The organism is Desulfovibrio sp. (assembly GCF_014803725.1).
Taxonomy (GTDB): domain Bacteria; phylum Desulfobacterota; class Desulfovibrionia; order Desulfovibrionales; family Desulfovibrionaceae; genus Desulfovibrio.
Genome location: NZ_JAAVBE010000034.1, coordinates 14,347 through 38,851 on the forward strand (window position 1 = coordinate 14,347; position 24,505 = coordinate 38,851).

The 24,505-nt window shown below is 66.1% G+C and carries 22 protein-coding genes and 1 tRNA gene; 6 read left to right on the forward strand and 17 right to left on the reverse strand.

Translation table 11 applies throughout. From position 1 onward, the window contains the following. The first annotated feature begins 192 nt into the window (after positions 1-192). Entirely contained in the window at positions 193-597 is a 405-nt protein-coding gene (locus tag HDR50_RS11545; RefSeq protein WP_291358354.1) for a cupin domain-containing protein, read from the forward strand. Positions 598-739: 142 nt separating this feature from the next. On the opposite strand, the gene HDR50_RS11550 is transcribed toward HDR50_RS11545, so the two are convergent. Continuing rightward, on the reverse strand, positions 740-2,803 hold the full coding sequence (locus HDR50_RS11550) for an elongation factor G (protein WP_291358355.1): 2,064 nt from the start codon (positions 2,801-2,803) through the stop codon (positions 740-742). A 232-nt stretch (positions 2,804-3,035) separates the two neighbouring features. Here HDR50_RS11550 and HDR50_RS11555 point away from each other — a divergent pair, with 232 nt between their 5' ends. From HDR50_RS11555 to HDR50_RS11575, 5 genes are read left to right on the forward strand one after another with little or no spacing between them, the layout of a single operon-like run. Then, entirely contained in the window at positions 3,036-4,178 is a 1,143-nt protein-coding gene (locus HDR50_RS11555) for a nitronate monooxygenase (protein WP_291358357.1), read from the forward strand. A gap of 9 nt (positions 4,179-4,187) precedes the next feature. Continuing rightward, entirely contained in the window at positions 4,188-4,550 is a 363-nt protein-coding gene (locus HDR50_RS11560) for an STAS domain-containing protein (RefSeq protein ID WP_291358358.1), read from the forward strand. A 59-nt stretch (positions 4,551-4,609) separates the two neighbouring features. Continuing rightward, complete coding sequence (locus HDR50_RS11565; protein WP_291358360.1) at positions 4,610-5,743, forward strand: FapA family protein; 1,134 nt, start codon at positions 4,610-4,612, stop codon at positions 5,741-5,743. Further along, on the forward strand, positions 5,740-7,503 hold the full coding sequence (locus HDR50_RS11570; RefSeq protein ID WP_291358361.1) for a glycosyltransferase: 1,764 nt from the start codon (positions 5,740-5,742) through the stop codon (positions 7,501-7,503). The genes HDR50_RS11565 and HDR50_RS11570 overlap by 4 nt, the downstream gene beginning before the upstream one ends. Then, positions 7,500-8,885, forward strand: a complete 1,386-nt coding sequence (locus HDR50_RS11575) for a glycosyltransferase family 9 protein (protein ID WP_291358362.1) — start codon at positions 7,500-7,502, stop codon at positions 8,883-8,885. Before HDR50_RS11570 ends, HDR50_RS11575 begins: the two co-directional genes overlap by 4 nt. 17 nt (positions 8,886-8,902) lie before the next feature. On the opposite strand, the gene HDR50_RS11580 is transcribed toward HDR50_RS11575, so the two are convergent. The 16 genes from HDR50_RS11580 to HDR50_RS11655 form a co-directional block, all read right to left on the reverse strand. Beyond that, a complete protein-coding gene (locus HDR50_RS11580; protein ID WP_291358363.1) occupies positions 8,903-9,733 on the reverse strand; it encodes a hypothetical protein in 831 nt (276 codons plus the stop codon). A 66-nt stretch (positions 9,734-9,799) separates the two neighbouring features. Next, positions 9,800-11,095 carry a transcription termination factor Rho gene (gene rho / locus HDR50_RS11585; protein WP_291358365.1) on the reverse strand — a complete coding sequence of 432 codons (1,296 nt, stop codon included), beginning with the start codon at positions 11,093-11,095 and terminating at the stop codon, positions 9,800-9,802. Between the two features lie 311 nt (positions 11,096-11,406). Further along, the gene (locus HDR50_RS11590) at positions 11,407-11,931 is read right to left on the reverse strand and encodes a CarD family transcriptional regulator (RefSeq protein ID WP_291358367.1); all 525 of its coding nucleotides are present in this window, start codon (positions 11,929-11,931) and stop codon (positions 11,407-11,409) included. A gap of 246 nt (positions 11,932-12,177) precedes the next feature. After that, positions 12,178-12,786, reverse strand: a complete 609-nt coding sequence (gene pth, locus HDR50_RS11595; RefSeq protein ID WP_291358369.1) for an aminoacyl-tRNA hydrolase — start codon at positions 12,784-12,786, stop codon at positions 12,178-12,180. Positions 12,787-12,827: 41 nt separating this feature from the next. Then, positions 12,828-13,700, reverse strand: coding sequence for an alpha/beta fold hydrolase (locus HDR50_RS11600; RefSeq protein WP_291358371.1), 873 nt, complete (start codon positions 13,698-13,700; stop codon positions 12,828-12,830). Between the two features lie 123 nt (positions 13,701-13,823). Continuing rightward, complete coding sequence (locus tag HDR50_RS11605; protein WP_291358373.1) at positions 13,824-14,435, reverse strand: 50S ribosomal protein L25/general stress protein Ctc; 612 nt, start codon at positions 14,433-14,435, stop codon at positions 13,824-13,826. Positions 14,436-14,501: 66 nt separating this feature from the next. Next, a complete protein-coding gene (locus tag HDR50_RS11610) occupies positions 14,502-15,449 on the reverse strand; it encodes a ribose-phosphate pyrophosphokinase (RefSeq protein WP_291358375.1) in 948 nt (315 codons plus the stop codon). A 60-nt stretch (positions 15,450-15,509) separates the two neighbouring features. Then, positions 15,510-15,584, reverse strand: a tRNA-Gln gene (locus HDR50_RS11615). Next, positions 15,575-16,465, reverse strand: a complete 891-nt coding sequence (gene ispE, locus HDR50_RS11620; protein WP_291358376.1) for a 4-(cytidine 5'-diphospho)-2-C-methyl-D-erythritol kinase — start codon at positions 16,463-16,465, stop codon at positions 15,575-15,577. The genes HDR50_RS11615 and ispE overlap by 10 nt, the downstream gene beginning before the upstream one ends. Then, entirely contained in the window at positions 16,462-16,995 is a 534-nt protein-coding gene (gene hslV, locus HDR50_RS11625; RefSeq protein WP_165078000.1) for an ATP-dependent protease subunit HslV, read from the reverse strand. Before hslV ends, ispE begins: the two co-directional genes overlap by 4 nt. Positions 16,996-16,997: 2 nt before the next feature. Next, positions 16,998-18,419, reverse strand: coding sequence for a M48 family metallopeptidase (locus HDR50_RS11630; RefSeq protein WP_291358378.1), 1,422 nt, complete (start codon positions 18,417-18,419; stop codon positions 16,998-17,000). A gap of 48 nt (positions 18,420-18,467) precedes the next feature. Beyond that, positions 18,468-19,919: a cysteine--tRNA ligase gene (gene cysS, locus HDR50_RS11635; RefSeq protein WP_291358380.1), complete on the reverse strand. Its 1,452-nt coding sequence runs from the start codon at positions 19,917-19,919 to the stop codon at positions 18,468-18,470. Between the two features lie 41 nt (positions 19,920-19,960). Beyond that, positions 19,961-20,395: a ribose 5-phosphate isomerase B gene (gene rpiB, locus HDR50_RS11640; protein WP_291358382.1), complete on the reverse strand. Its 435-nt coding sequence runs from the start codon at positions 20,393-20,395 to the stop codon at positions 19,961-19,963. 40 nt (positions 20,396-20,435) lie between these two features. Further along, entirely contained in the window at positions 20,436-21,224 is a 789-nt protein-coding gene (locus HDR50_RS11645) for a hypothetical protein (RefSeq protein ID WP_291358383.1), read from the reverse strand. After that, positions 21,221-23,050 carry a tetratricopeptide repeat protein gene (locus HDR50_RS11650; RefSeq protein ID WP_291358384.1) on the reverse strand — a complete coding sequence of 610 codons (1,830 nt, stop codon included), beginning with the start codon at positions 23,048-23,050 and terminating at the stop codon, positions 21,221-21,223. The genes HDR50_RS11645 and HDR50_RS11650 overlap by 4 nt, the downstream gene beginning before the upstream one ends. Before the next feature lie 243 nt (positions 23,051-23,293). Continuing rightward, positions 23,294-24,481 (reverse strand): RNA polymerase factor sigma-32, encoded by a 1,188-nt coding sequence (locus tag HDR50_RS11655; RefSeq protein ID WP_291358385.1) that lies wholly within the window; start codon positions 24,479-24,481, stop codon positions 23,294-23,296. Positions 24,482-24,505 lie beyond the last annotated feature (24 nt).

Below are 24,505 nucleotides of genomic sequence, written 5' to 3' on the forward strand. Positions count from 1 at the left end.
ACCGCGGTGCCGTGAGCAGGGACTTTGGGGGAGAAAGGAAGGGGGACGCCCGGAAGCGGGCGTCGGCACGGGCGGCGGACGCGCGGGGGCGTTGTCTGCCGCCCTGCATCTTTAATGTGGTGCTTGAACAATAGGGTCGTCGCTGGCGTGGCCGCCATGGCGCCTGAAACCGGAAACAGCAAGGACAGCCAGATGTCAGAACCAGTCATGGGCCCCTTCAAGCGGGGGGAAGTCAATCCGTACGGGCAATTTTTTCAGGGGCAAAGTTACCTGAACATGCTGACGCAGGACGGCCTCCCCATCGGCAATGTCACCTTTGAGCCCGGTTGCCGCAATAACTGGCACATCCACCACGCGGCTGAGAAGGGCGGCCAGATCCTGCTCTGCACCTGGGGCCGTGGCTGGTATCAGGAATGGGGCAAGCCTGCGCAGGAAATGCGCGCCGGCGATGTGGTGGTCATCCCGGCCAATATCAAGCACTGGCACGGCGCGGCAAAAGACAGCTGGTTCGTACATCTCGCCGTGGAAGTGCCGGGCAGGGACGCCTCCACCGAATGGCTCGAGCCCGTGGACGAGAAGGAATACGCCAACTTGTAGGAACAAGGTTTTTTGGGGGGCCGTGGGCGGGAATGGCCTAGCCGCAGTGCGCAGGTCAGACCCGGGCCTCGGCCACGGCGCATCACAGCAACAAAAAAGGACGCCCGAAGGCGTCCTTTTCGCATCTTTGGCGCGTTTGTGCCTATTCCGCGGCGCGCGCGGCCTCGTGCTCGGCGATGACCTTTTCGGCCACGGGCTGCGGCGCTTCTTCATAATGGTCGAATTCCATGGTGAAGAAGCCCTGGCCGCCGGTCATGGAGCGCAGATCCGGCGCATAGCGCAGCACTTCGCTCATGGGCACATGGGCCTTGATCTCCGTGAGGCCGCCCTGTGAGTCGGAGCCCAGCACCTTGCCGCGCCTCGAGGAGAGGTCGCCGATGACATCGCCCATGCTTTCGTCGGGGATGGACACGGTGAGCAGCACGATGGGCTCGAGCAGCACGGGCTTGAGCGTTTCCATGGCCTTCTTGAATGCCAGGGAGCCCGCCACCTTGAAGGCCATTTCGGACGAGTCGACGGTGTGGTAGCTGCCGTCATAAACCTTGACGCGGAAGTCCACCACCTGGCAGCCGGCCAAAAAGCCCCGGCCCGCGGCCTCCTGGATGCCCTTGTCGATGGCCGGGATATACTGGCGCGGGATGACGCCGCCCACGATGGCGTCTTCAAACACATAGCCCGAGCCGCGCGGCAGACCCTCCATCTCGATCCAGCAGTCGCCGAACTGGCCGCGGCCGCCCGATTGCTTCTTGTGCCGCCCCTGCACCTGGCACTTGCCGCGCACGGTCTCGCGGTAGGGCACCTTGGGCGTTTTCAGCACGATGTCGGTCTTGAAGCGGCGCTTGGCCTTTTCCACGGAGAGCTCGATGTGCAGCTGCCCCATGCCGGAGAGGAGGATGTCGCCTGTCTCCTCGTCACGCCCGAGCTTGAGGGTGATGTCTTCGTCGAGCAGGCGCTGCATGGCCGCATAGACTTTATCCTCCTCGCCCTTTTCCTTGGGGGCGAGGGCATAGGTGATGAGCTGCGGCGGCAGCTCCGGCACGGCCAGCGCGAAGGGCGCCTTTTCATCCGAGAGCGTGTCGCCGGTGCGGGTATTCTTGAGCTTGGCCACGGCCACCAGCGCGCCCGGGCCCACGGGCTCCTTGCAGGGCGTCTGGTTCTTGCCCACGAGATAGAGCAGGTTGCCGAGGCGTTCGGTCTCGTCGCTGCGCATGTTCTTCAGTGTGGCGTCGCCATCGATGGTGCCGGAGAGGATGCGCAAGAGGGAGAGCTGCCCAGCGAAAGGATCGGCCAGGGTCTTGAAGACGAAGCAGGCCACCGGGCCATCGGGGTCGGCCGCGCGCTCAGAACCGTCCACGCCCACGAAGGGCGGACGGTCGAGCGGGGAGGGCATGAGCGCCTCCACCGCGTCAAGGATGCTCTTGCCGCCCTTGTTTTCCAGCGCCGAGCAGGTGAGCACGGGCACGAGCTCGCAGTTGCGCACTCCGGTGCGCAGGCCTGCCTGGAGGTCTTCCAGCGAGAGACTGCCTTCCTCAAGGTATTTTTCCATGAGGACTTCATCGCTCTCGGCGATGTTCTCCACCGTCACGTCACGCAAGAGCGCCATGTCGTCGGCGAGCGACGCCGGCATCTCCATCTCGGTGAGCTTGCCGTCCGGGCCGAAGCGCCACGCCTTGCCGGAGAGCACGTCGGCAACGCCGGCATACACGTCGCCCTCCATGATGGGCAGCTGGAGCGCCACGGGCTTGATGCCGAGCGCGGCCAGGCCGTCGAAGGCCATGTGGAAGTCCGCGCGGTCGCGGTCGAGCTTGTTGATGACGGCGATGGCCGGCAGGTTCTCGGCGCGCACGAGGCTCCAGAATTTCTTGGTCAGCGGGCGCACGCCGTCCACGGCGTCCAGCACGAAGAGCACGCTGTCCACGCCCTTGAGCAGATACTCCATGTCGCCCGTGAAGTTGCCGTCGCCGGGCACGTCAACGAAGAAATGGCGGTCCTTGTTCCAGAGGAAGGTGGCGACGGCGGGCTGGATGGAGCCGCGGCGGCGTACCTCTTCGGGTTCGTAGTCAAGGCTCGTGGTGCCGTCCTCGATGGCCCCCATGCGCGTGATGGCGCCGGCATTGAAAAGGAGCATTTCGGCCAGGGATGTCTTGCCGCAACCGCCGGTGCCGACGAGCGCGTATGTGCGTTGGGTTTCCAAAGGGCTTGGCATGGTCTTCTCCCTTAAAAAATACGGTATGCAGAAAATGGGGGCCGTCTACCTGCTTCCTGATGACCATACAGGCATGCCGTGAAAAAGAAAAGGGGCGCACCCACGAGAAATGCCCGTTCGGGGGCGTAATTGCCTTGCGTCCCGGGCGGCATGGCCCTATATTGGAGCAATCCCTTTGTCGTTTCACGCCGGAATGAGGCCCGGCGGCCAGCAGTTCCGGGAGGATTCAGATATGGCATTCCCTGTTTTGCAGCTAGGCGACCTCGTGGCCAGGATTCCTGTGGTTCAGGGCGGCATGGGCGTTGGCATCTCCCTTTCCGGGCTTGCCTCCGCCGTTGCCAACCAGGGGGGCATCGGCGTCATCGCCGGCGCCATGATCGGCATGCGCGAGCCGGATGTGGCGAGAAACCCCATCGAGGCCAATGTGCGCGCGCTTCGCAACGAGATCCGCAAGGCGCGCGAGCTCTCGAACGGCATCATCGGCGTCAACATCATGGTGGCCCTCACCACCTTCAGCCAGATGGTGCGCGAGGCCATCGAGAGCAAGGTGGACGTTATCTTTTCCGGCGCCGGGCTCCCGCTCGACATGCCCCGCCACCTGCGCGAGCTCTGCGAGGTAAAGAAAAAGGAATTCAAGACCAAGCTCGTGCCCATCGTTTCCTCCGGGCGCGCGGCCACGGTCATCGCCAAGAAGTGGCTCTCCCGTTTCGGCTACCTTCCGGACGCCTTCGTGGTGGAGGGGCCCAAGGCCGGCGGCCATCTCGGCTTCAAGCGGGAGGATCTTGCAGACCCGGGCCACGCGCTCGAGGTGCTCGTGCCGGAAGTGGTGGACGCCGTCAAGCCCCTGGAAGACGCGCACGGCCGTGCGGTGCCGGTCATCGCGGCCGGAGGCGTCTATACCGGCGCGGACATCAGGAAATTTCTCGATCTGGGCGCGGCCGGCGTGCAGATGGGCACGCGCTTCGTGGCGACGCACGAATGCGACGCCGACGACCGCTTCAAGCAAAGCTATCTTGACGCGCGCGAAGAGGATGTGACCATCATCAGCAGCCCTGTCGGCATGCCGGGGCGCGCGCTGAACAACGGCTTTATCGAGGCGGCGCGCGAGGGCCTGAAAAAACCCTTCAAGTGCATCTTCCACTGCGTGAGCACCTGCCAGCAGGAAAAAACGCCCTATTGCATCGCGCAGGCCCTCATCAGCGCCATGCGCGGCAACCTTGACCGAGGCTTCGCCTTTTGTGGCGAAAACGTCTCCCGCGTGGATTCCATCGTTTCCGTGCGCGAGCTCATGGATTCGCTTGAGCGCGAGTACGACGAGGCGGGGGCCGCGCCCAAGGGGACGGCCGGCCCCGAAGCAGCGCCCAAGACCGACTGAGGGGGCCAGATGTACGCGCTGGAAGTACTGAACCACGGCACGACGCTCACGGTGCGCCTCACCGGCGACGTGCTCATGGAGGATGTGGCCGCCTTCAACAAGGTCATGCGGGAGCACAGCAAGACCCCGGGCATCAGCCAGCTCGTGCTCGACCTTGGCGCGGCCGGCCGCATGGAAGTGGCGGGCCTCGGGGTGCTCGTGAGCCTGAATACCTCCATGCAGCGCTACGGGCGGCGCCTGGTGCTCCTGGGGCCTGCCCCGCATGTGACGGCGCTGTTGCAGAAGGCCGAGATCGAGGGCTTTTTCCCCACCTGCGAAAGCGAGGAAGAGCTCAGGAACTTCATTCCCGAAGCCTGCGCCCCGGCGGTGTGATGGCCGCCTTCCCCGGGCGCCACGAAGCATGACTCCACGCCCCTGTATGGACGGTACCTGTGCGTTACTACTTAAAGCATTACTTCAACCCTGATTTTGACCACCTGAGCGCCAAGCCCGGCGGCGGCGTGGGCACGGACGACAGCGCCGATCTCTACAGCCTCGGCTATGTGCAGAACGTCATCGCCGGGCAGATCCTGGCCGAGATCGTCCCGCTCGACGAGCTCGATGAGAAGCCGGACCCGCGCTTCATCCTCTCCGGGCCGGACTTTCCCGCCGGCGCCAATACCCGGGTGGACCCGGCCTATCCCCGTTATCTCCTGGCCGCGTCCAAGGGCTATGTTTTTTACAATGAAGGCCAGATCACGGTCAAAAGCCTGCTCAATGTGCGCAAGGATGTGAGCTTCCACACGGGCAACATCTTCTTTGTGGGCGACATGGCCGTGCACGGTTCGGTGCGCTCCGGCTTTTCGGTGCAGGCCAACAACCTGCGCATCATGGGCATGGTGGAGGGGGGCGTGGTGCGTGCCCGGCGCGACCTCATGGTTGAGGGCGGCGCCCGGGGCGGCTCCGGCCAGCATTGCCTGCTCGATGCCGGCGGCAAGCTCCTCGTGCCCTTCCTCGAAAAGGTGGAGGCGCGCGCCCGCGGCAACATGCTCATCGACAAGTACTGCCTCTACAGTACGGTCTACGCCGGGGCCAACATGGTCGTCCGCGGCCAGCTGTACGGCAGCACGGTGAACGCCTATGGCAGCGTCCACGTGGGCACACAGCTCGGCAACCGCGCAGGCGTGCCCACCAAGGTCTATCTCGGCTATGACCCGCTCAATATCCGCCATCTGGAAAAGATCGACCAGATGATCGCCACGCTGTCCCAGACCATCACCCACCTGAAGGCCGTGGCCGGGCACCTCCCGCCGGACGCCAGCGAGGCCTCGCGCAAGCTCGCGCGCCTCACCGCCCAGCGCGAGGTCATCATGCGCCGCCGCACGGAGCTGTGGTCGCACCTTTCACAGGACGAGAACAATCTGCAAAACTGCCGCCTCATGGTGGCGGGCATCGTCCATCCCGGGGTGGAGATCTCCATCGGCAGGGCCTTCATGATGGTGGAGCGGCCGTATGAAAACGTGCTCTTCCGGCTCTGCTACAATGACATCGTGGTGGAGCCGCTGCCCGCAAAGGCTGCCCAGTGAAGGCGGATGACGGCGCGGAGCGGCGCTATGAAGCCGTAGCGGCGCCCGGGTGCGCGGGAAGGCCCGCCGACATCGTCGCCCATGAAAAGGGACGCAGCGTAGCCATGCTCGGGCCGGGCGGCCCGCGGCGGGAGCTCGCGCCCGTGGAGACCTTCCTCAAAGAACTGGCCGGCAAAGGCGGGGAGAACGTGCTCCCCGTCCTTCTGGGCGCCGGCCTCGGGCATGCGCTCGGGCGCCTGCTTGAGGCCTGGAGCGGCCCGCTCGCCGTGGTGGACAAGGAAGCGGAGCTCGAAGCGCTCACGGGCACCCTGGCGGCGCTCCCCGAGGGCAGCAGGGAGCGCCTTCTCGTGGTGGACGAAGGTGAGCCAGCGGCGGCGCTCGCCGAGCTCACCCGCTGGCAGCTCGCCCATGGCGGCAAGCCGCTTGTGCCGGTGCCGCTGGCCTTTTACCAGCGTCTCGACAAGGCCTATTACGGCACCGTGCGCGACAGCCTCAACGCCAGCGCCCGTTTTGATTTCTGGAGCCGCGCCGTGCAGCCGCGCTTTCGCGGCGCCAAGCCCCGCGTCCTTCTGCTGACGAGCAAGTATTTCCTCATGGGCGAGCTTGAGGGCGCCTGCCGCAAGCTTGGCATCGACTATCACCTCGTGTCGGTGGGTGAGGGCGAGGTGGCGCAGGACGCCTTCGTGCGCCAGCTGCTCGAGGCCGTGCTTTCCTTCAGGCCGGACTGCTGCCTCACGCTCAACCATATGGGCGTGGACGTGGAAGGCGTGCTCATGGATCTGCTGGCGAAGCTCCAGCTCCCGCTCGCCTCGTGGTTCGTGGACAATCCACACCTCATCATCCATCTCTATACGCGCTGTGTGAGCCCGTGGACGACCCTGTTCACGTGGGACGCGGACAATGTGCCGAGCCTCGAGGCCGCGGGCTTCGAGCATGTGCGCTACCTGCCCCTGGGGACGGACCCGGAGCGCTTCGCGCCCACGCGCAAGGCCGTGCCCGAAGCGTGGAAGGCCGATGTGTCCTTCGTGGGCAATTCCATGCTCTACAAGGTGGGAGGGCGCCTCAAGCAGGGCCACTTCCCGCGGGAGTTGCTGCTCCCCTTCCGTGAGGTGTCGCAAGCCTTTGCGCACAGCGAATTTCGCAGCGTGGCGGATTTTCTCTGCCAGCGCTTCCCCAAGGTATATGACGGTTACCTGCTCCTGCCAGGCAATGAGGCGCGGCTTGCCTATGAGACCGCCATCACCTGGCAGGCGACGCGCCTCTATCGCAATGATTGCGTCCGCCGCCTCATGCCCTTCCGGCCGCTCATCGTTGGCGACGGCGGCTGGAAAATAGAGTTCAGGGATGCCGTGCCCCAGCCACGCTACCTGGGCGAACTCAGCTATTATACGCAGCTCCCGGCCTTTTACGGGCATTCGGCCATCAATTTCAACAGCACGAGCAAGCAGATGAAGGGCGCGGTCAACCAGCGCGTCTTCGATGTGCCCGCGGCCGGCGCCTTCGTGCTCACCGACTGGCGCCCGCAGATGGAGCAGCTGTTCACCCCGGAGGAGATGGCCTGCTACCGCGAACCGGACGAAATCCCCGAGCTGGTGCGCCGCTATCTGGATCACCCGGACGAGCGCCAGCGGCTCGTCACGGCTGGGCGCCGCCGGGTGCTCGCCTGCCACACCTGGGCGCACCGCCTGGAGACCCTGCTCGCCGAAATGCGCGCCATATACGGCACTCCTGCGGCTGGGGCTCCCAAGGCGGCGGGATGAGCGCCGACCCGGTCCTCGTCCTCCAGCTCAGGCGCCTGGGGGATCTGATCCTCACCTTCCCCCTGCTGCTGGAGCTCGGGCGCCGCTACCAGGGCCACCCGCTCTGGGTGGCGGCTGACCCGCGCTTTTTTCAGGAGCTCATGCCGCTCGCGCCGCAGGCCGTCTTTTTCCCGCCGGAGCACCTACCGGCCATGGCCGAGCGCCGCTATGCCGCTGCCATCAACCTTGACAGCCGGGCGGACGCCGCGGCCTGCATGGCGAAGCTCACCGCCCCCCTCAAGCTCGGCCCCGTGGCCGAGGGCGGCGCCTTGCGCGTCAAGGGCTTCTGGCAACTGTATCGCACGGCGCTCACGCGCAACAACCGCCACAATGCCTTTCACTGGGCCGACCTGAACCGGCTGGATGTGTTGCCGCCGGGCTCCCCGTGGCCATCACCGGCAGCGCGCCCGGAGCGTGTCAGGGAAGGACGGGTGGGCCTCGTGCTCGGCGCGAGCGAACCCGCCAAGCGCCCGGATGCCCGTTTCTGGGCGCGCCTCGCGGGGCGCCTTGTGCGCTCGGGCCTCGTGCCGGTCTTTCTCGGGGGGCCGGCCGAGCGCGAACTGGGGGAGGAGGTGGGGCGGCTTGCCCGGCTGCCGCAGGCCAACCTTTGCGGTCGCCTTTCCCTGCGCGAGGTGGCGGCGGTCATGAGCGGTCTTGACCTTTGCATCACCCCGGATACCGGCCCCATGCACCTTGCGGACTGGATGGGCGTCTCTGTGCTCAACCTCTCCATGGGGCCCGTGCACGCCCGGGAGACAGGGCCGGTCTCGCCGGGGCAGTGGGTGCTCCGCGCTGCCATGAGCTGCGTGGGCTGCTGGAGCTGCCAGCGGCACCGCCTCGCCTGCAAGGCGGCGTTCAGCGCCGAGGCCGTGGCGCGCGCCGTCCACGCCGTGCTGGACCATCCGAAAGACATCCGGGGCGATGCGGAGTGGCCGGGCTTGCAGTTGCTGCGCACAGGCCGGGACGAACTCGGGCTGCACACCGTCGACCCGGTGGGGCCTGCCCCCTCGGTCGGCCGCTTGCTGGAAGACTTCTGGCAGGGAGCTTTTCTTGCGTTTTCGGCGCCGGGATTCGAGCCTCTGCTTGAGCGCCGCGCCAAAGCGCTCCTCGAGGCGCAGCCGGTGCTCGCCGGGCGGCTGCGGGCAGCCGTTGACCGGCTGCTTACGGGATGGGCCAGGCAGGGGGGCGCGCCGCTGCCTGAGGATTTCTGGCTCACGCAGCCGCCCATGCTGCGCATCTTCGCCGGGCACGCGCAGATGGCGCTCCAAAATGAGGACTATTCCCGGGGCGCCTGGCGATCCGCGCTGGAGCGCGCGGAACAGCTGCACACGGCGCTGGCCTGAGCCGGGCCTGGGCCAACCTAGTCCCGCTTGTCCCTTCTGGCGGAACTCTCCCGCAAATCGGGCGCACGCCGGATCTCAGGATGTGGTTCTGCGGAGTGGATGGGATCACGCAGGGGCCGTTCTGGCGCCTCGTCCCTATCCTCTTCTTTTCCCGCCTGCCATAGCGTTGTGTCACTTCCATCAAGGTTCGATAGAAGTGCCGCTGGCAGTTTTTTGCCCATAAGGGCGGAGAATTCGTCGCTGTCGCAGGCATCGGGGATGGCGGGAGCCTCACCCTGACGGGCGAGGCTCTGCCAGAGCTTGAGCGCGGCGATAGTCGCCCCGGCCTCCCCCGTGGGCGTGGGGAGCGTCATCCCTTGGCGCCAGCCCCGGTCGGAAATGCGCGAGGGCAGAGCGGGGATCTCCCGGCCGGCCGGGCCCTTGGCCAGCGGGTGGATGGAGACGTGCCTGCCGTCAGGGCTGGCCGTCCATTCCAGAGTCTCCAGCGGAAAGGCCCTGAAGGCCCGGCCGCCAAGCCGGCGCCGGCACAGGATGGCCGTGCCGTTCTCGCCGTCCAGCAGCAACAGCGGAGCCGCCCCGCGGCGCACGGCGGCGAGGAGCCCCACTCCGGCGAAAATGCAGGCGCCGCCCCCCGCCAGCGCCGGTGGCAGGGCTTTCTGGGTGCCCACGAGCAGCAGGAGCAGCCCGAAGGCCACGAAGGCCGCGCCCAAAAAGCGGCCAAGACTCTGGCTGCGGCCGCCCGGCGCCATGGCAAGGATGAAGAGCCTTGGCCCCTCGCACAATGCGGGCCACGGCAACGCGAGTTGCGGGGGCGTGACGTGGGGCCGGGGAGAATCGGGAGACGACATCCTGACTGGGAGGCACGGCACGGGAAGAGGCCCCCGCGCCGTGCCGGAACCGTACAACGCCGGGGGCTATTTGCCCATGGCGTTGAGGAAGTCCTTGTTGGAGGGGGTGCCGCGCATCTTGTCGAGGAGGAATTCCATGCTGTCGAGCGGCGCCATGGGCGCAAGGATCTTGCGCAGCAGCCAGACGCGGTTGAGCACGTCGTCGGGGAGAAGCAGGTCTTCCTTGCGGGTGCCCGTGCGGTTGATGTCGATGGCCGGGAAGACGCGCTTTTCGGAGAGGTGGCGGTCGAGATAGATCTCCATGTTGCCCGTGCCCTTGAACTCCTCGAAAATGACTTCGTCCATACGCGAGCCGGTGTCGATGAGCGCGGTGGCGATAATGGTGAGGCTGCCGCCCTCCTCGATATTGCGGGCCGCGCCAAAGAAGCGCTTGGGCCGCTGCAGGGCGTTGGCGTCCAGGCCGCCGGAGAGCACCCGCCCGGAAGAGGGCGTCACCGCATTGTAGGCCCGGCCCAGGCGCGTGATGGAATCCAGCAGGATGACCACGTCCCGCTTGCGCTCCACAAGGCGCTTGGCCTTTTCGAGCACCATCTCGCAGACCTGCACATGGCGCTGCGGCGGTTCGTCGAAGGTGGAACTGATGACCTCCGCCTTCTTGACCGTGCGCTCCATGTCCGTCACCTCCTCGGGGCGCTCGTCGATGAGCAGCACGATGAGGTACACGTCAGGATTGTTGGCGATGATGGCGTTGGCGAGCGACTGGAGCAGGATGGTCTTGCCCGTGCGCGGGGGCGCCACGATAAGGCCGCGCTGCCCGCAGCCGATGGGCGCCATGAGGTCGATGACGCGGTTGGAGAGATTCTTCTCGCCATTTTCCATGACGAGCTGGTGGTCGGGATAGATGGGGGTGAGGTTGTCGAAAAGAACGAGATTCTTGGCGTTTTCCGGCGGCTCGAAGCCAATCTCCGTCACCTTGAGCAGGGCGAAATAGCGCTCCCCCTCCTTGGGGGGGCGTATCTGGCCCGAAACCACGTCGCCCTTGCGCAGCGAAAAGCGGCGGATCTGGGAGGGGGACACATAGATGTCGTCGGGCCCTGGCATGAAGCTGTACAGCGGGGAACGGAGAAAGCCGAAACCGTCCGGCAGGATCTCAAGCACGCCGTCGCCGTAAATGGCGCCGTTTTGCGAGGCGCAGGTGGACAGGAGGGCGAAGATGAGCTCCTGCTTGCGCATGGAACTGGCATTTTCGATCTCGTACTGTTCGGCAAGCTCCATGAGCTCTTGCATGCTGCGGGTTTTGAGGTCGGTGAGGCTCAGGCCATTGTCAGTGATCAGGGTGGGTGTGGTTTTTTTCTTGCGCATAAAGGTAGTGAGGTTTCAAACAACGGTGAGGGCAGCGGAGTGCCAAGCCGAACAGAACCGAAGGGCCGGAAGGATGGGATGGATGCAAGGCGTGCGGCAGCAACACTAGGGCATTCCCACCCGAATGGCAAGGAAAAAAGCGGATATTTCGCAAAATGTTGAACGAAGCCGCGCTCTTCCGCAGGTGGGCGCGCTGGCTCTTTGGCTGCGGGCTAACAGGCAGGGCGCCCCGGCAAGACGAGGCCCAAGAGATAGCCGGCCCAACGCGGGCAAGCCATAGGGGTCGGAAGCAGGCGGAAGCGTCCCCGCGTTCAGGCGCTCTGGCAGTGGGTTTCGGCAGCCGGCTGGGCCGCGGCGTAGAGGGCCGTCAGCTCGTCACGCAGTTCCTCCGCCGAGAGTCCGAGGACTTCGGCGAGCTCGCCGCCCACGAGGCTCATGGCCTGTTCGAGCAGGCGCCGCTCCCCGAAAGAGAGTTCCTTGGTGCGGCCGATGAGCAAAAGCTCCCGCAGCACATCGGCCACGACGGCGAGCTCCGGGCTTTTCAGGCGTTCCGAATATTCGCGGAAGCGGCGGTTCCAGTTCTGGCCGGTGAAGACGGTGCGCTCGCGGTCACTGCGCAGCATGTCGAGGATGCGGCTCGCCTCCTTGCGCGTGATGAGCGGCCGAAGGCCCACATTGACGGCATTGTGCACCGGCACCATGAGGGTAATGTTGTTGGCCCGGATGCGCACGATATAGAATTCGCAGGCAACGCCGCCGATGTCCTTGTGGTCGATGCGCTCTATCCTGCCCACGCCCTGGGCCGGATACACCACGAGCTTGTCCGGTGAGAACATATGCCATCCCTGCGCTGTGCGGCGCAACTGCGCAGATTATGAAGAGTCGGTTCATTCGCTGCGGACGGCATTCCGGCTGCGCCCGGGTGGCCGATTCCCGTAGGGGGGAGGCAGGGACAAGAACACGGTTGCGCAAAGGCGCCAAAATACGACTGTGTTAAAATCATATCGGATTTACGGATGAGTGTCCAGCAGGGGAGGCGTATTTTCCTTTTTCTCAGCGCCCCGGGTGCCCTTGCAGCCTGCTCAGGCAGCCGGGGCGCCGGCGCTGCGCGCCAGCCGGGCGGCCTTGGCCGTATCCCCTGAAGCGGCGGCAAGAAAGACCGCAAGCGCGGCCGGCATGGCGTCTTCCATGCGTCTGGCGTCTTCCGCATCCGGGCGCCCGAGAACCCAGTTGATGACATCGCCCTTGTGCGGGGGCCGGCCGATGCCGATGCGCAGGCGGCCGAAATCCGGGGTGCCCAACTGCTCGCAGATGGAGGCGAGCCCATTATGCCCGGCATTGCCGCCCCCGAACTTGTAGCGCAGTTCGCCCGGGGGGATGTCAAGCTCGTCATGCGCCACCACGAGCCTCGCTGGCGCTATCTTGTGCCAGGCGAGGAGCGGCTGGACGCAATGGCCGCTCGCGTTCATCATGGTCAGCGGCTTGGCCGCGAGCCAGAGCCCGGGGAGGCCCTTCATGCGCAGGCGCCAGAGATCGCACTGGAAGCGGCCGCCGTTGAGGGCTTCCACCTGCCCGGCCCCGCGCGCGTGCCCGAGCACGAAGTCCACAAAGGCGAAGCCCAGGTTGTGCCGCGTGCCCGCAAAGCGGTTGCCGGGATTGCCAAGGCCCACCAGGGCGCCAGTATATTCCATGGAAGTCTCCCTCTGAGAACGATTTTTGGCCGCGGCCGCTGTCAGGCCCCCGCCGCATCAAGGCGTAGCGGCATGCCGAGGCCCGCGCAGACGGCGGCCGCATCCCGGGCGATGAAGGCGGCCTGGCGCGGCGCCATGGGCGCCATATGCCCCCCGGAGGGGAGCCAGACGAGGCTTTTTTCCGGCGCCCTGATCTCGCGGAACACAGCACGCGCAAGCTCTGGTGTGAACAGGGCGTCGTCTTTCGCATTGTAGAGCCGGAACGGGCAATGGAGCAGCGGGGAAACGCGGGTAGTGAACAGGCTCGCCAGAAAACCCAGGGGGTAGCTCAGGCGGCTGCCGCGCCTCGCCATGCTGATCTCTCCATGACCCGCCAGGACCCGGCGCACGGAGAGATAGCAGTTCACGGTCACGGGCAGCCATGGGAGGACGCGCCCGAGGCGCGCGATGCCACTCTCGATCCGGTCGCGCTCCCCGGCGAAGCGTGCAAAGCGGGTGAGTGTGATGGCCTCCGTCATTTGCGGCAATATGGTGCAGATGGCGAAGGCCGCCGTGAGCGTGCGCGACCTTCCGGCATGTGCCGTGGCAAGGATGCCTCCCTGGCTGTGCCCGCACACGGCCACGGGACCTGCGCCGGCAGCGTGCAGCCAGCGCTCGGCATGAAGGCCGTCTTCCAGGAGCGAGGCAAAGGTGAAGCCGCCTTTGTGCGGATTGACGCCATGCCCTTCGAGATGCAGGCCGGCCACGGCAAGGCCAGCGTCATGCAGGGCGCGCATGAGCGGCCGGTATTGGCTGGGCGAGAGCATGGTGCCCGGATAAAAGAGCACGCTCCCTGCGCCGGCATTGGCCCAGAGCTCAAGGGTAAAGCGGCGCCCCTCGTGTTCAAGGCGCTGGAAGTGCGGGGCGGGGGGCATGGCGTCCGGGGAGCAGGGTCTGATATGAAGAGGCCGACCCGCGATGGGCCGGCCTCAGGATGCTGACACGTTCCGCGCGGCGGCAGGGGCAAGGGCCGGGCGCCGCCTCTTTCCGGGAAAGCGCTATTCGGCGGCCGCCTCGCCCTCGCCCTCTTCGCCCGCGTCGTCCTTGCTCTTGGCAAGCACGCTGACGATGGCGAAATTGCGGTCATGCACGGCGGAGACATTTTCGGGCAGCTTGAGGTCGGCCACGGAAATGGTGTCGCCGATATTCATGTCCGTCACGTCCACCACGACCTTCTGCGGCATGTCCATGGGCTTGCTCGCCAGGCGCACGTTCTCGCGGTAGGTCTCGAGGATGCCGCCGAGCTTGGTGCCCTTGGCAACGCCCACAAATTCCAGCGGCACATCGACCTTGACTTCCTTGTCAAGATCCACGCCGTAATAGTCGATATGGAGAAAGCAGTTCTTGTAGGGATGGCGCTGCACCTGCCAGATGAGCACGGGATGCACTTCCTTGGTGCCGTTGTCGTCGATTTCCAGATTGAACACCGTGGTATGCCCCACGGCTTCATAGAGCTTTTCCAGCGGCAGGGTGGGCGCCTGGACCATAACGTTCTCGCCCGTGGCGGTGTAGAAGACCCCCGGCACCAGATCCTTGGAGCGAAGACGGCCGTTGGGGCCCTTGCCGCGGCCATCACGCTTCTGGACATTCAATGTTTTTTCGATGCTCATCTCGCTCTCCTTGCTGACCGCCGAAACGTGCGGAAATTGTTCTTCCCTGATGATGTCCCCGGCCCGCTACACAAAGAGCACGCTCACCGAGGAACCCGTATGGATATTGTGGATAGTCTTGCCAAGAAGCGCGGCCACGGAAGCCACCTTAAGCTTGGGGCAGCGCTCCAGCTTGTCGCCGAGGGGGATGGTGTCGGTCACGATGACCTGAGAAAGGGCGTCGGTCGCATTGATGCGGTCGATGGCCGGCCCGGAAAGCACCGGGTGCGTCGCGCAGGCCACGATACGCGTGGCGCCGTAGTTGAGCAGCACCTCCGCGCCCGCGCAGAGCGTGCCCGCGGTGTCGATCATGTCGTCCACCACGATGGCGACCTTACCCTCCACGTCGCCGATGACGTGCATGGCCTGGGCCTGGTTGGGCTTGTCGCGGCGCTTGTCCACGATGGCGAGGGGCGCGTTGAGCCGCTTGGCGTAGGCCCTGGCGCGCTCCACACCGCCCGCATCCGGCGAAACGATGACGATATTGTCGGTATGCAGGTCGCGCAGGCTGTCCATCATGACGGGCACGGCGAAAAGATTATCCACCGGGCAGTTGAAGAAGCCCTGGATCTGGCCGGCGTGCAGGTCGATGGTGACGACCCGGTCGGCCCCGGCCACGCTGATGAAATCGGCCACCATCTTGGCGCTGATGGGCGCGCGCGGGCTGACCTTCCTGTCCTGCCGGGCATAGGCGTAGTAGGGGATGACCGCGGTGATGCGCCCGGCGCTCGCGCGTTTGAGGGCGTCCATCATGAGGCAGAGCTGCATGAAGTTGCGGTTCACGTCCGGCGGGCAGGTGGGCTGGACGACAAAAACGTCGTCCTCGCGCACATTGTCGCCAATCTCGACGCGCAGCTCGCCGTCACTGAAGGTCGTGGCAAGGGTGGGGGTGAGCTGGCAGCCCAAGTGGTCGCAGATGGACCTTGCGAGCTCAGGATTGGCAGAACCCGTGACGATTTTCAGGTCGCTGAACATGGAGCCGCCTTGGCAAATCCGTTCAAGAACCGACAGCTGTCATCCGGCGCTGCCGCTGATTGGCTGGGATGGAAGGGCTCGAACCTTCGGATGACGGAGCCAAAACCCGTTGCCTTACCACTTGGCTACATCCCAGCAGTTCCCAGCGCCTGGCAATAGACGCGCGGGTATGGGCCGCGCAGCCGGGCCGCGGCTGACCGGGCGGTGGCCTCGGCCGCAAAAAGCCCGAACACGCTTGAGCCGCTGCCGGTCATGCCGGCCTTGAGCGCCCCGAGCCGCCCGAACTCCGCCTTGAGTCCGGCAAGCTGCGGATGCCGGGGAAAGACGGCGCCCTCAAGGTCATTTTCGAGGTCAAGGCGCGCCGCTCCAATAAGACGATTTCCATTATCCGCGCCCGCGGTGTTTGTCAAGTTGTTTTGGCAGGGAGCGGGTGGAGGGGGAGTGTTGCCCCCTCGCAGTTCATCGAGCCTCGCGAAGGCTTCGGCCGTGGATACATGGATGCCGGGGCAGACGAGCACGAGGAAGAGGGGCGGGGCGGACACGGCGACGGGCTCCACCACTTCGCCGATGCCGGTGACGCGGCTCGGGCGCGACTGGAGAAAGAAAGGCACGTCCGCGCCCACGGCCAGAGCCGCCCGCGTGAGCTCCGCAGGCGAAAGCGGCTCGGCAAGGAGGGAATTGAGCCAGAGGAGGAGCGCCGCGGCATCGCTGCTGCCTCCCCCGAGGCCGGCGCCGCTGGGGATGCGCTTCACGAGCTCCACATCAAATCCCGGCGCGCCCCCGGCGAGTGCGGCAAAGGCGGCATGCGCCTTGGTGAGCGTGTTGCGCGCCGGGTCGATGCCGGGCACGGCGCAGCGCACCGTGATGCCGGAGCCGGGTCTCAAGCGGATGCGGAGCTCGTCGCGGGGATAGCGCAACGGCCAGAACAGCGAGTCCAGCTCATGGTAACCGTCGGGCCTGCGCCCGAGGACGCGCAGGCCGAGATTCACCTTGCAGCCTGCGCGAAGGCGGATCACAGGGTTTCCAGGGTCAGGCGGTCATTGGTGTAGACGCAAATCTGCGCGGCGATGGCCATGGCCTCGCGCGCGACGCCGGCCGCATCGAGCTGGCTGTGCCGGAGCAGCGCTCGCGCGGCGGCGAGCGCATAGGGGCCGCCGCTGCCGATGGCCGCCACGTCGTCGTCCGGCTCGATGACATCGCCCGTGCCCGACACCAGCAGCAAATGCTCGGCATCGGCCAGGAGCAGCATGGCTTCGAGCTTGCGCAGATACTTGTCCTTGCGCCATTCCTTGGTCATTTCCACGGCAGCGCGCAAGAGATTGCCCCGCATTTCCTTGAGCTTGGCCTCGAAGAGCTCAAACAGGGTGAAGGCGTCGGCCGTGGCGCCGGCAAAACCGGCCAGCACGCGCCCGTCGTTGAGCCGGCGCACCTTGTGGGCCGTGTGCTTCATGATCATGTTCTGGCCGAGCGTCACCTGCCCGTCGCCGGCCATGGCGACCTGGCCGTTCTTCTTCACGGCGAGAATGGTGGTGGCATGCGTTTCCATCATCAGCTCTTTTCCCAGATTTCCTTCCGTTCCTTATAGGCGGCCTCAAGCCGCTGGAAGGCGCGCCTGTCCGACGCCTTGGCGGCGAGGGCCTTGGCCTGGTTGAAATAGCGCTCCGTGAGCTTGCGGTTGTTGGCGTAGAGCGCGCTGTAGGTCATGTGGATATAGGCGTCCGCGGTCTTGCCGGCGTTACCGAGGGAGCGGGCATAGGCCTGGTGCACTTCCGGGTCCTGGGGCACATGGCGCAGGACATCCGTATAATACTTGCCGGCTTGGGCCTGGCGCCCGGTCTCGTCCAGCATGCGCGCATAAAAAAAGGAGACCATGAAGTCCTTGGGGTCGCGGCGCATGGCTTCGCGCAGCAGGGTCTCGGCGCGATCCATGCTGCCCTTGCGGTAGTGGAAGGCCCCGGCCTCGCGGAGCACGAGCGGGTCATGCGGGGCCGCGGCAAGCGCTTCGTCAAAGGCGGCCATGGCTTCGTTGACGCGGTTCTGGCGTGCGAGCACGATGCCCCGGCCCATGCGCGAGAGGCCGGCCTTGCCCGAAAAGCGCTGAAGCGCTGCCTGCTCGTCGCCATAGCGCGCCCAGAGCAGCGTCTTGACGCGCTGAAAGCGGCTGTTGTCGGCGGTGCGGTTGCGCACGGAGGCGGGCAGGGTCTCGATGCGTGCCTGGAGGCTGTTCACGCGGTCGCCGATGGCCGGGTGCGTGGAAAGATAGGTGGGGATATTGACCCCGCTCATCCAGTTCTTGTGGCGCAGCACCTTGAAGCCGCCCACCATGCCGGCCGGAGGATAGCCCGCGGCCACGAGATATTGCAGGCCGAGATTGTCGGCCTCGCTTTCGTCAAGGCGGCTGTAATTGAGCATGGCCGATTGGCTCGCCCCGGCGGCGCTCACGGCCGCGGCGCCACCGGCCGGGCCGCCCAGGGCCACGCCGGCGATGGCCACCAGCAGCGAACCCAGCGTGAGATACTGGGCGCGCTCCAGCCGGGAGGCCACATGGCGCTGCGTCACGTGGGCGAGCTCGTGGGCGAGCACGCCGGCGAGCTCTTCCTCGCGCTCCAGGTTCATGATCATGCCCGTGAACACAAAGACGTAGCCGCCCGGCACGGCAAAGGCGTTGAGCGCGTTGTGGAGCACCACGGAAGAAGTGAAGTCGAAGGGCTGCGGCGGGATGGCCTTGACGAGGCGCTTGAGCAGATCCGCCACATAGAGGCTCACTTCCGGGTCTTCCACGATGGGCAGATGCGAGCGCACCATCACGTCAAACTTGTGGCCCATCTCCTTTTCGTCCTTGAGCGAGACACCGCCGAAAAAGAAGGCCCGGGCCTGCGGCGGGAAGGCCAACGGAAGCAGGAGGACGACGATGGCGAGAAGCGCCGTTACGCGGCGGAAAGGGTGAGGCTTGCTATGATTCAAGGACATGGATTCCATGGGCAGGGGTTTTCAGGAAGTTTCGGGGCCACGACGGGGTCATTCCAAGTCCCATTCCTGGCCCTGCGGGGTGTCGCGCACGCTCACCCCGAGGGCGGCGAGCTCGTCGCGCAGGGCGTCCGAACCGGCGAAATCCCTGGCGGCGCGGGCTTCCGCGCGTTTGGCGAGCAGCTCTTCCACATGGGCGAGGTCGAGCTTGCGGCGCCGGGCGCGCACAGCACGAAGGTCATTGAGGAAGGCCTCCGGGTCCTCACCGAAGAGGCCGAAGCGCGTGTGCCACTGGCGCGCGCGGGAGAGGAAGTCTTCCAGTATGTCGCCGGCAGCGCGGGAGGCGCGCAGGGCCTTGTCCTCCAAGAGGCGGTTGACGATGCGCACCTGCGAGAAGATATGCCCCAAGGCCTGGGCGGTGTTGAGGTCATCGTCCATGGCCGCGGAAACGGCGGCGTCAAGGCCGTCCCACTCTTCGCGCAGGCCTGCGGGGAGGGGCGTGTTCTTCCACGAGGTGCGCAGGAGCGCCCGCGCGGCGTCGCGCAGGGCCGTATACACGCGCTGCTGGCCCCTTTCCGCATCGTCCATGCCTTCGGGGCTGAAATCGATGGGGCTACGGTACTGCTTGCCGAGCAGGAAGAAGCGCAGGGTCTCGGGCAGGTAGTCGCGCAGGATGTCGCGGATGGTGGTGAAGTTGCCGAGCGATTTCGACATCTTCTCCTGGTTGATCTGCACAAAGCCGTTATGAACCCAGAAGCGGGCGAGCTCGCAGTTGCACACGGCCTCGGTCTGGGCGATCTCGTTTTCGTGATGCGGAAAGATGAGGTCCTGGCCGCCGCCATGGATGTCCAGCGGCAGAAAGGGCTGGCTCATGGCCGAGCACTCGATGTGCCAGCCCGGGCGCCCGGGCCCCCACGGGCTCTCCCACGAGGGTTCGCCGGGCTTGGCCGCCTTCCAGAGGGCGAAGTCGAGCGGGTCTTCCTTTTCCTCGCCGGGCGCCACGCGCGCGCCGGCCATGAGCTCGTCGAGGCTGCGGCGCGAGAGCTTGCCATAGGGCGCGTAGGAGCGCACGCGGAAATACACGTCCCCGGAGGGGGTGGCGTAGGCCTTGCCCTTTTCAATGAGCTGTTCGCAGAGGGCAATGATTTGGGGGACAGTGTCAGTGGCGCGGGGCTCAAGGTCAGCCCGAAGCACGCCCAGGCGGTCCATGTCTTCGTGAAAAGCCGCCATATAGGTGGCGGCAATCTCGCGCCAGTCGCGGCCCTCGGCCTCGGCGCGGCGGATGATCTTGTCGTCCACGTCCGTGAAGTTGCGGACGAAGAGCACCTCGAGCCCGAGATAGCGCAACTGGCGCACGAGGATGTCAAAAACGACGGCCGAACGGGCATGCCCGATGTGGCAATAGTCATACGCGGTGATGCCGCAGACATAGACATGGGCCTTGCCGGGCCGCACGGGAACGAACTCTTCCTTGCGCCGGCCAAGGGTGTTGTAGAGCTGCATGACAGTCCTTCCGGCCGCGCGGGCGGCCTCGCTGTGGGGGATCAGGAGCGGGGCGTGATCTGGTCGATGCGCCGCTGGTGGCGGCCGCCTTCAAAGGCCGTTTCGAGGAATGCCGCCACGATGGCAAGCGCCAGTTCCTCGCCGGTGATGCGCGCGCCGAGGCAGAGCACATTGGCGTCATTGTGGCGCCGGCTCAGGCGCGCATGGAGCTCGGTAGTGCAGAGCGCCGCGCGGATGCCGTCATGCCGGTTGGCGGCGATGGACATGCCGATGCCGCTGCCGCAGACGAGGATGCCCTGGCCCCCCTCGGCGAGGAGCGCCGAACAGAGCTTGTGGGCGAAAACGGGATAATCGCAGCTTTCGCAGGAATCGGTGCCGTGATCCTGAACGGTGAAGCCGAGGCGCGGCAATTCGCGGGCGATGAGCTCCTTGAGCGCGTGACCGGCATGATCCGAGGCCAGATGAACGACGGGCATGCAGACTCCTTTGCGTATGGCCCGAACCGCCGCCTGCGGCTCAGGATTTGGGCGCGCGGTACTGGGAGAGCGGGAGCAGGGGCGCACCTTCAGGCAAGGTAAGTCGCATTTGCTCCTGGGTAAAGGGGCTGGCGAGATTTTCCCGCTCCTTGACCAGCAGGATGGCCCGCTTGCCGCTGGCGTGGTTCAGGGTGAGGCGGCGGGGCAGCGGCGGCGTGGCATCGTCGTAGGCGATCTCCATGCGCCAGCCGTTGGGCGCGTTCTCGCGCCAGGCGACGGGCAGGCCGGCGGCATCGAGGCTGAGGCGCCCGCCGGGCTTGTCTCCAAGCGTAAATTGGGCCACGCCGTCCGAAAGCAGCTCCGCATCGGTGTATGCGTCGCCGAAGGCTGCCGCATAGTGCCCGGTGAGCAGGGCCGTCAGCCGCGCAAGGCCGAAGGGCACGGGCACCCCCACCTTGAGCAGGGGGCTCGTGGCGCCCTGATGGAAATAGGCCTTGTTTTCCAGGGGGGCGTAGACGAGGAAGTGATCGCCGTCTTCCAGTATCTTGGCGACCACCGTGCCCACCCCGGCCATGACATCGAGCCTGAGCTCCCGTGCGCCGTTACCCCACAAAAGGGCCGTGACGCGCCGGGTGTTGCCCTCCTCGCCGAAGCGCAGGCTGAGTTGCAGCCGATAGGGCGCTTCCTCGCCCAGGCCGGCGGTGCTGTAAGCCTGCCAGCGTTCCGCCAGCGTCTTGCCGTCCTCACCTTGCGGCACACCGGGGGACGGAGCCTTGCTCGCGCAGGCGCAGAGCAGAAGAGCCAAGCAGAGGAGGGCGAGCTGTTTCACGGGCGCCCCATGCGTTGCCGCAATGCCTCGGCATTGGCGGGTTTGAGGTCAAGCGCCTTCTGGTAGGCGCGCCGCGCCTCGCCAGTATGGCCGAGATGGCGGGCGATGTCGCCATAATGCTCCCAGATGGTGGCGTCCACCGGCCCTTCGAGGCTCACGGCCCGCCGGATCTTGGTCAGCGCTTCTTCCGCCTTGCCGGCGCGGAAGAGGGCCCATGCCAAAGAGTCGATGATATAGGACTGGTCGGGCGCCAGCGTGTCCGCCCTGGTGAGCAGCTCAAGCGCGCGGTCGAGGTCGCGGTTTTCCTCGGCGAGGCTGTAGCCCACATAGTTGAGCGCCTGGTAATTGTCCGGCTGCTTTTTCAGGATATCTTCCATGACGGCCATGGCTTCCTGCTTCTTGCCGTTTTCATCAAGAAGGGAGCCGAGCAGGAAGGCGAGGTCGGTATTGTCAGGCCACTCGGCCGCGGCCGCACGGGCTGCGGCAAGCGCGGCGTCCGTCTGCTTCAGCCGGGCGAGCAGGCGGATCTCAAGGTCGCGCAGCTCTGTCGAGCGCGGAAAATCCTTGTGGCTTTCGCGCGCAAGCTCAAGGGCCGCATCCGGCTTGCCCGCCTCGGCGAGGAGCTGGATGCGGAGCTGCCGGGCGCGCACGGCGATGGGGCTGCCGGCCGGGATCTTGTCCAGCCAGGAAAGGGCCATGTTGAGGTCGCGGCGCTGCTCAAAGGCGAGGTCGGCCAGCAGCAGATAGACATCGTCCGGCGCGCCCTCCCGCGCGGTGAGCTGCTTGAGCAGCCGCTCGGCCTGGAGATAGTGGCGCGCGTCCATGAGCATGCTCACGGCCGTGAGCTTGAAGGGCACGGTGTCCGGCCCCTGATTGATATACTGGAGGGCTTTTTCCGGCTGCTTGAGCCGGAGGGACAGGTTCACGAGCCGCAAGGACACATCCTGCGGCGAAAACTGGAACTTGGCCAGCTTTTCATAGGTGGCGCGGGCCTCGCGCAGCTCGCCCTCCTGCTCCAGCAGGAAGGCCAGCTCGGCGAGCGCTTCCACAAAGTCGGGCATGCCGCGCACCGAGCGGCGGAGCAGGGGGATGGCCTCGGCCTTGCGCTCCATGCCCGCCAGCGCCTTGGCGTGGTAATAATCGACGAGGGGGGTGCGCTCCTTGGCCGGGATGTCGGTCAGCAGCTTTTCGGCCTCGTCGAACTGGTGCTCTTTCACGAGCAGGAGCGCCAGCTCCAGGCGCGCGTCCAGCGTGTCCGGGTGGCGGGCGAGATAGGCGCGCATGAGCCCGGCGCCGCGGCCGGCCATTCCGTGCTCGCCCAGGGCTTCGGCAAGAAGAAGGTTGAGCGAAAGATCCTCGGGCTGCGCCTTGAGGGCTTCTTCCAGATAGGTGACGGCATTGGGCGACTTGCGGCTCATGAGCCACACGCCGCCGTCAAGCCAGATCTGCGTGGGCCACACCTGGTCAGGGGCAGGCTGCGCGGCCGGGACTGGTGCGGACGGGGAGGCTTCGCTCTCTGGCGCCCCTGCGGTCTTTGCGTCTTCGTCTGTCGCGCTCACCTCAAGCCCGGGCACCGGCTTTCCTGTGGAGGCCTCGGCGGCGACCAGCGCCGCCTCCAGCAGGGCGGCCTCGTCCTCGTCCAGGATGGCGCGCACGGCGCGAAGATAGGCATAAAGGCCGACAGCTTCGGGGGAAAGATCCTTCTCCACCGGGCGCACATGGATGGCGGGCACCACCCTGAGGCGCGGAGTCTCTTTCAGGATGTTCGCGGCCGCCTGCACCGTGGCCTCGATGGACCTGTTCCCGGCCTCAGCGGGGGAAGACACCTGTTTCGCAGGGCTCTTTTGCGGCTCCTCGCCATTGCCGCCGCAGGCGCACAACATAAGCGCGCAAAGCACAAGCGCGCAACAGCGCGCACCGCGCGACAGCGCAAGGCCGTAGCGCGCGCTGCCCTTTGCCGCACCCGGGGGCGGCACATCAAGGGGCCGGAGACCTATCCGTGGCAGTTTCATGAAGCTGGCGCGCCTTCCCGGCTGGCTTGTTCCTGGTGCCGCACGGCCCGCGCGCGGTCAGGACTGGATCCAGTCCTCAGAAAAATCCTTGACGTCGAGCGTGATGTGCTGGCGGATCTTTTCCAGCAGGCGCGCCTCGAGCTGGCGCACGCGCTCGCGAGTGATATTATAGCGTTCGCCGATTTCGCGCAAGGTCACGGGTTCGTCGGTGAGCAGGCGGTGGCGCAGGATATAGTGTTCCTTGTCGTTGAGCTTGGGCAGGATGGTCTTGAGCTGGGCGCGGACGAGCTCCGCCACCTCCACGGAGGCCAGGCGTTCCTCGGCGCCCTGGTCGAGCGCGGGGAGAAAGTCCATGCGCGTGGCGCCGCCCGTCTCGTCGCCGACCTGCACATTGAGCGAAAGGTCGGTGGAGGCGAGGCGCTGGTCCATCTCGTTTATCTGCTCCACGCTCACGCCAAGGCGTTCCGAGAGCATGGCGGCGTCGGGGTCAAAGCCCTGTGCGATGAGCTTCTGCCGCTCCCGGTTGAGGTTGTAAAAGAGCTTGCGCTGCACCTGGGTGGTGCCGATCTTGACCATCCTCCAGTTGTCCATGATGAACTTGAGGATGTAGGCCTTGATCCAGAAGGAGGCGTAATAGGAAAACTTGATGCCCTTGTCCGGGTCGAACTTGTTGACCGCCCGCATGAGGCCCACATTGCCTTCCTGCACGAGGTCGAGGACGTTCTGCATCCAGCGGCGCTGAAAGTCCATGGCGATGCGCACCACCAGCCGCAGGTGGGAGGAGACGAGCCTGAAGGCCGCGTCCGGGTCATTGGCGTCGCGCACCCTGAGGGCGAGGTCGTGCTCCTCTTCGGGCTTGAGCAGGGGGAAGCGGCTGACCTCGCGCAGGTAAAGCTGGAGGCTGTCCCGCGTCGCAGCCGGGGAGGGCAGATGCGGCGCCCGGCGCAGGGGAAGGCGCCCATGGGCGCCGTCGCCGCTGTCTTCGGGGAGGGCCTCCGGGCCATTCGCGTCCAGCGGGTCGTCATCGAGCGCAAGCCCATCATCGGCGTCGGCATCCAGGTCGAGGATGTCGTCGCCGTCTTCCGGGGCCTCGTCTTCGGGGAGCTCGTCTTCAGGGGCGCCGTCGGCGATGGCTCCTCCCGCATCTGCGGGCAGGACCTCGGGGATGACGGTGCCCTCGGCGGGGCTGCCCTTCGCGGGCCCGGTGGCGCCGTTGCCGGCGGAGCGTTCTTGCGTCTTGGTCATAGGATTTCGTCACCGTCTGGAAGA

Bases quoted from the DNA above. Each gene is read 5' to 3' on its own strand.
- HDR50_RS11580 (WP_291358363.1), bottom strand. From the start codon at position 9,733: ATGTCGTCTCCCGATTCTCCCCGGCCCCACGTCACGCCCCCGCAACTC.
- HDR50_RS11600 (WP_291358371.1), bottom strand. From the start codon at position 13,700: ATGCCCCCCGCCCCGCACTTCCAGCGCCTTGAACACGAGGGGCGCCGC.
- HDR50_RS11560 (WP_291358358.1), top strand. From the start codon at position 4,188: ATGTACGCGCTGGAAGTACTGAACCACGGCACGACGCTCACGGTGCGC.
- HDR50_RS11610 (WP_291358375.1), bottom strand. From the start codon at position 15,449: ATGTTCAGCGACCTGAAAATCGTCACGGGTTCTGCCAATCCTGAGCTC.
- HDR50_RS11545 (WP_291358354.1), top strand. From the start codon at position 193: ATGTCAGAACCAGTCATGGGCCCCTTCAAGCGGGGGGAAGTCAATCCG.
- HDR50_RS11550 (WP_291358355.1), bottom strand. From the start codon at position 2,803: ATGCCAAGCCCTTTGGAAACCCAACGCACATACGCGCTCGTCGGCACC.
- HDR50_RS11605 (WP_291358373.1), bottom strand. From the start codon at position 14,435: ATGAGCATCGAAAAAACATTGAATGTCCAGAAGCGTGATGGCCGCGGC.
- rpiB (WP_291358382.1), bottom strand. From the start codon at position 20,395: ATGCCCGTCGTTCATCTGGCCTCGGATCATGCCGGTCACGCGCTCAAG.
- HDR50_RS11555 (WP_291358357.1), top strand. From the start codon at position 3,036: ATGGCATTCCCTGTTTTGCAGCTAGGCGACCTCGTGGCCAGGATTCCT.
- cysS (WP_291358380.1), bottom strand. From the start codon at position 19,919: ATGCAGCTCTACAACACCCTTGGCCGGCGCAAGGAAGAGTTCGTTCCC.
- HDR50_RS11575 (WP_291358362.1), top strand. From the start codon at position 7,500: ATGAGCGCCGACCCGGTCCTCGTCCTCCAGCTCAGGCGCCTGGGGGAT.
- HDR50_RS11590 (WP_291358367.1), bottom strand. From the start codon at position 11,931: ATGTTCTCACCGGACAAGCTCGTGGTGTATCCGGCCCAGGGCGTGGGC.
- rho (WP_291358365.1), bottom strand. From the start codon at position 11,095: ATGCGCAAGAAAAAAACCACACCCACCCTGATCACTGACAATGGCCTG.
- HDR50_RS11655 (WP_291358385.1), bottom strand. From the start codon at position 24,481: ATGACCAAGACGCAAGAACGCTCCGCCGGCAACGGCGCCACCGGGCCC.
- HDR50_RS11630 (WP_291358378.1), bottom strand. From the start codon at position 18,419: ATGTCCTTGAATCATAGCAAGCCTCACCCTTTCCGCCGCGTAACGGCG.
- pth (WP_291358369.1), bottom strand. From the start codon at position 12,786: ATGGAATATACTGGCGCCCTGGTGGGCCTTGGCAATCCCGGCAACCGC.
- hslV (WP_165078000.1), bottom strand. From the start codon at position 16,995: ATGGAAACGCATGCCACCACCATTCTCGCCGTGAAGAAGAACGGCCAG.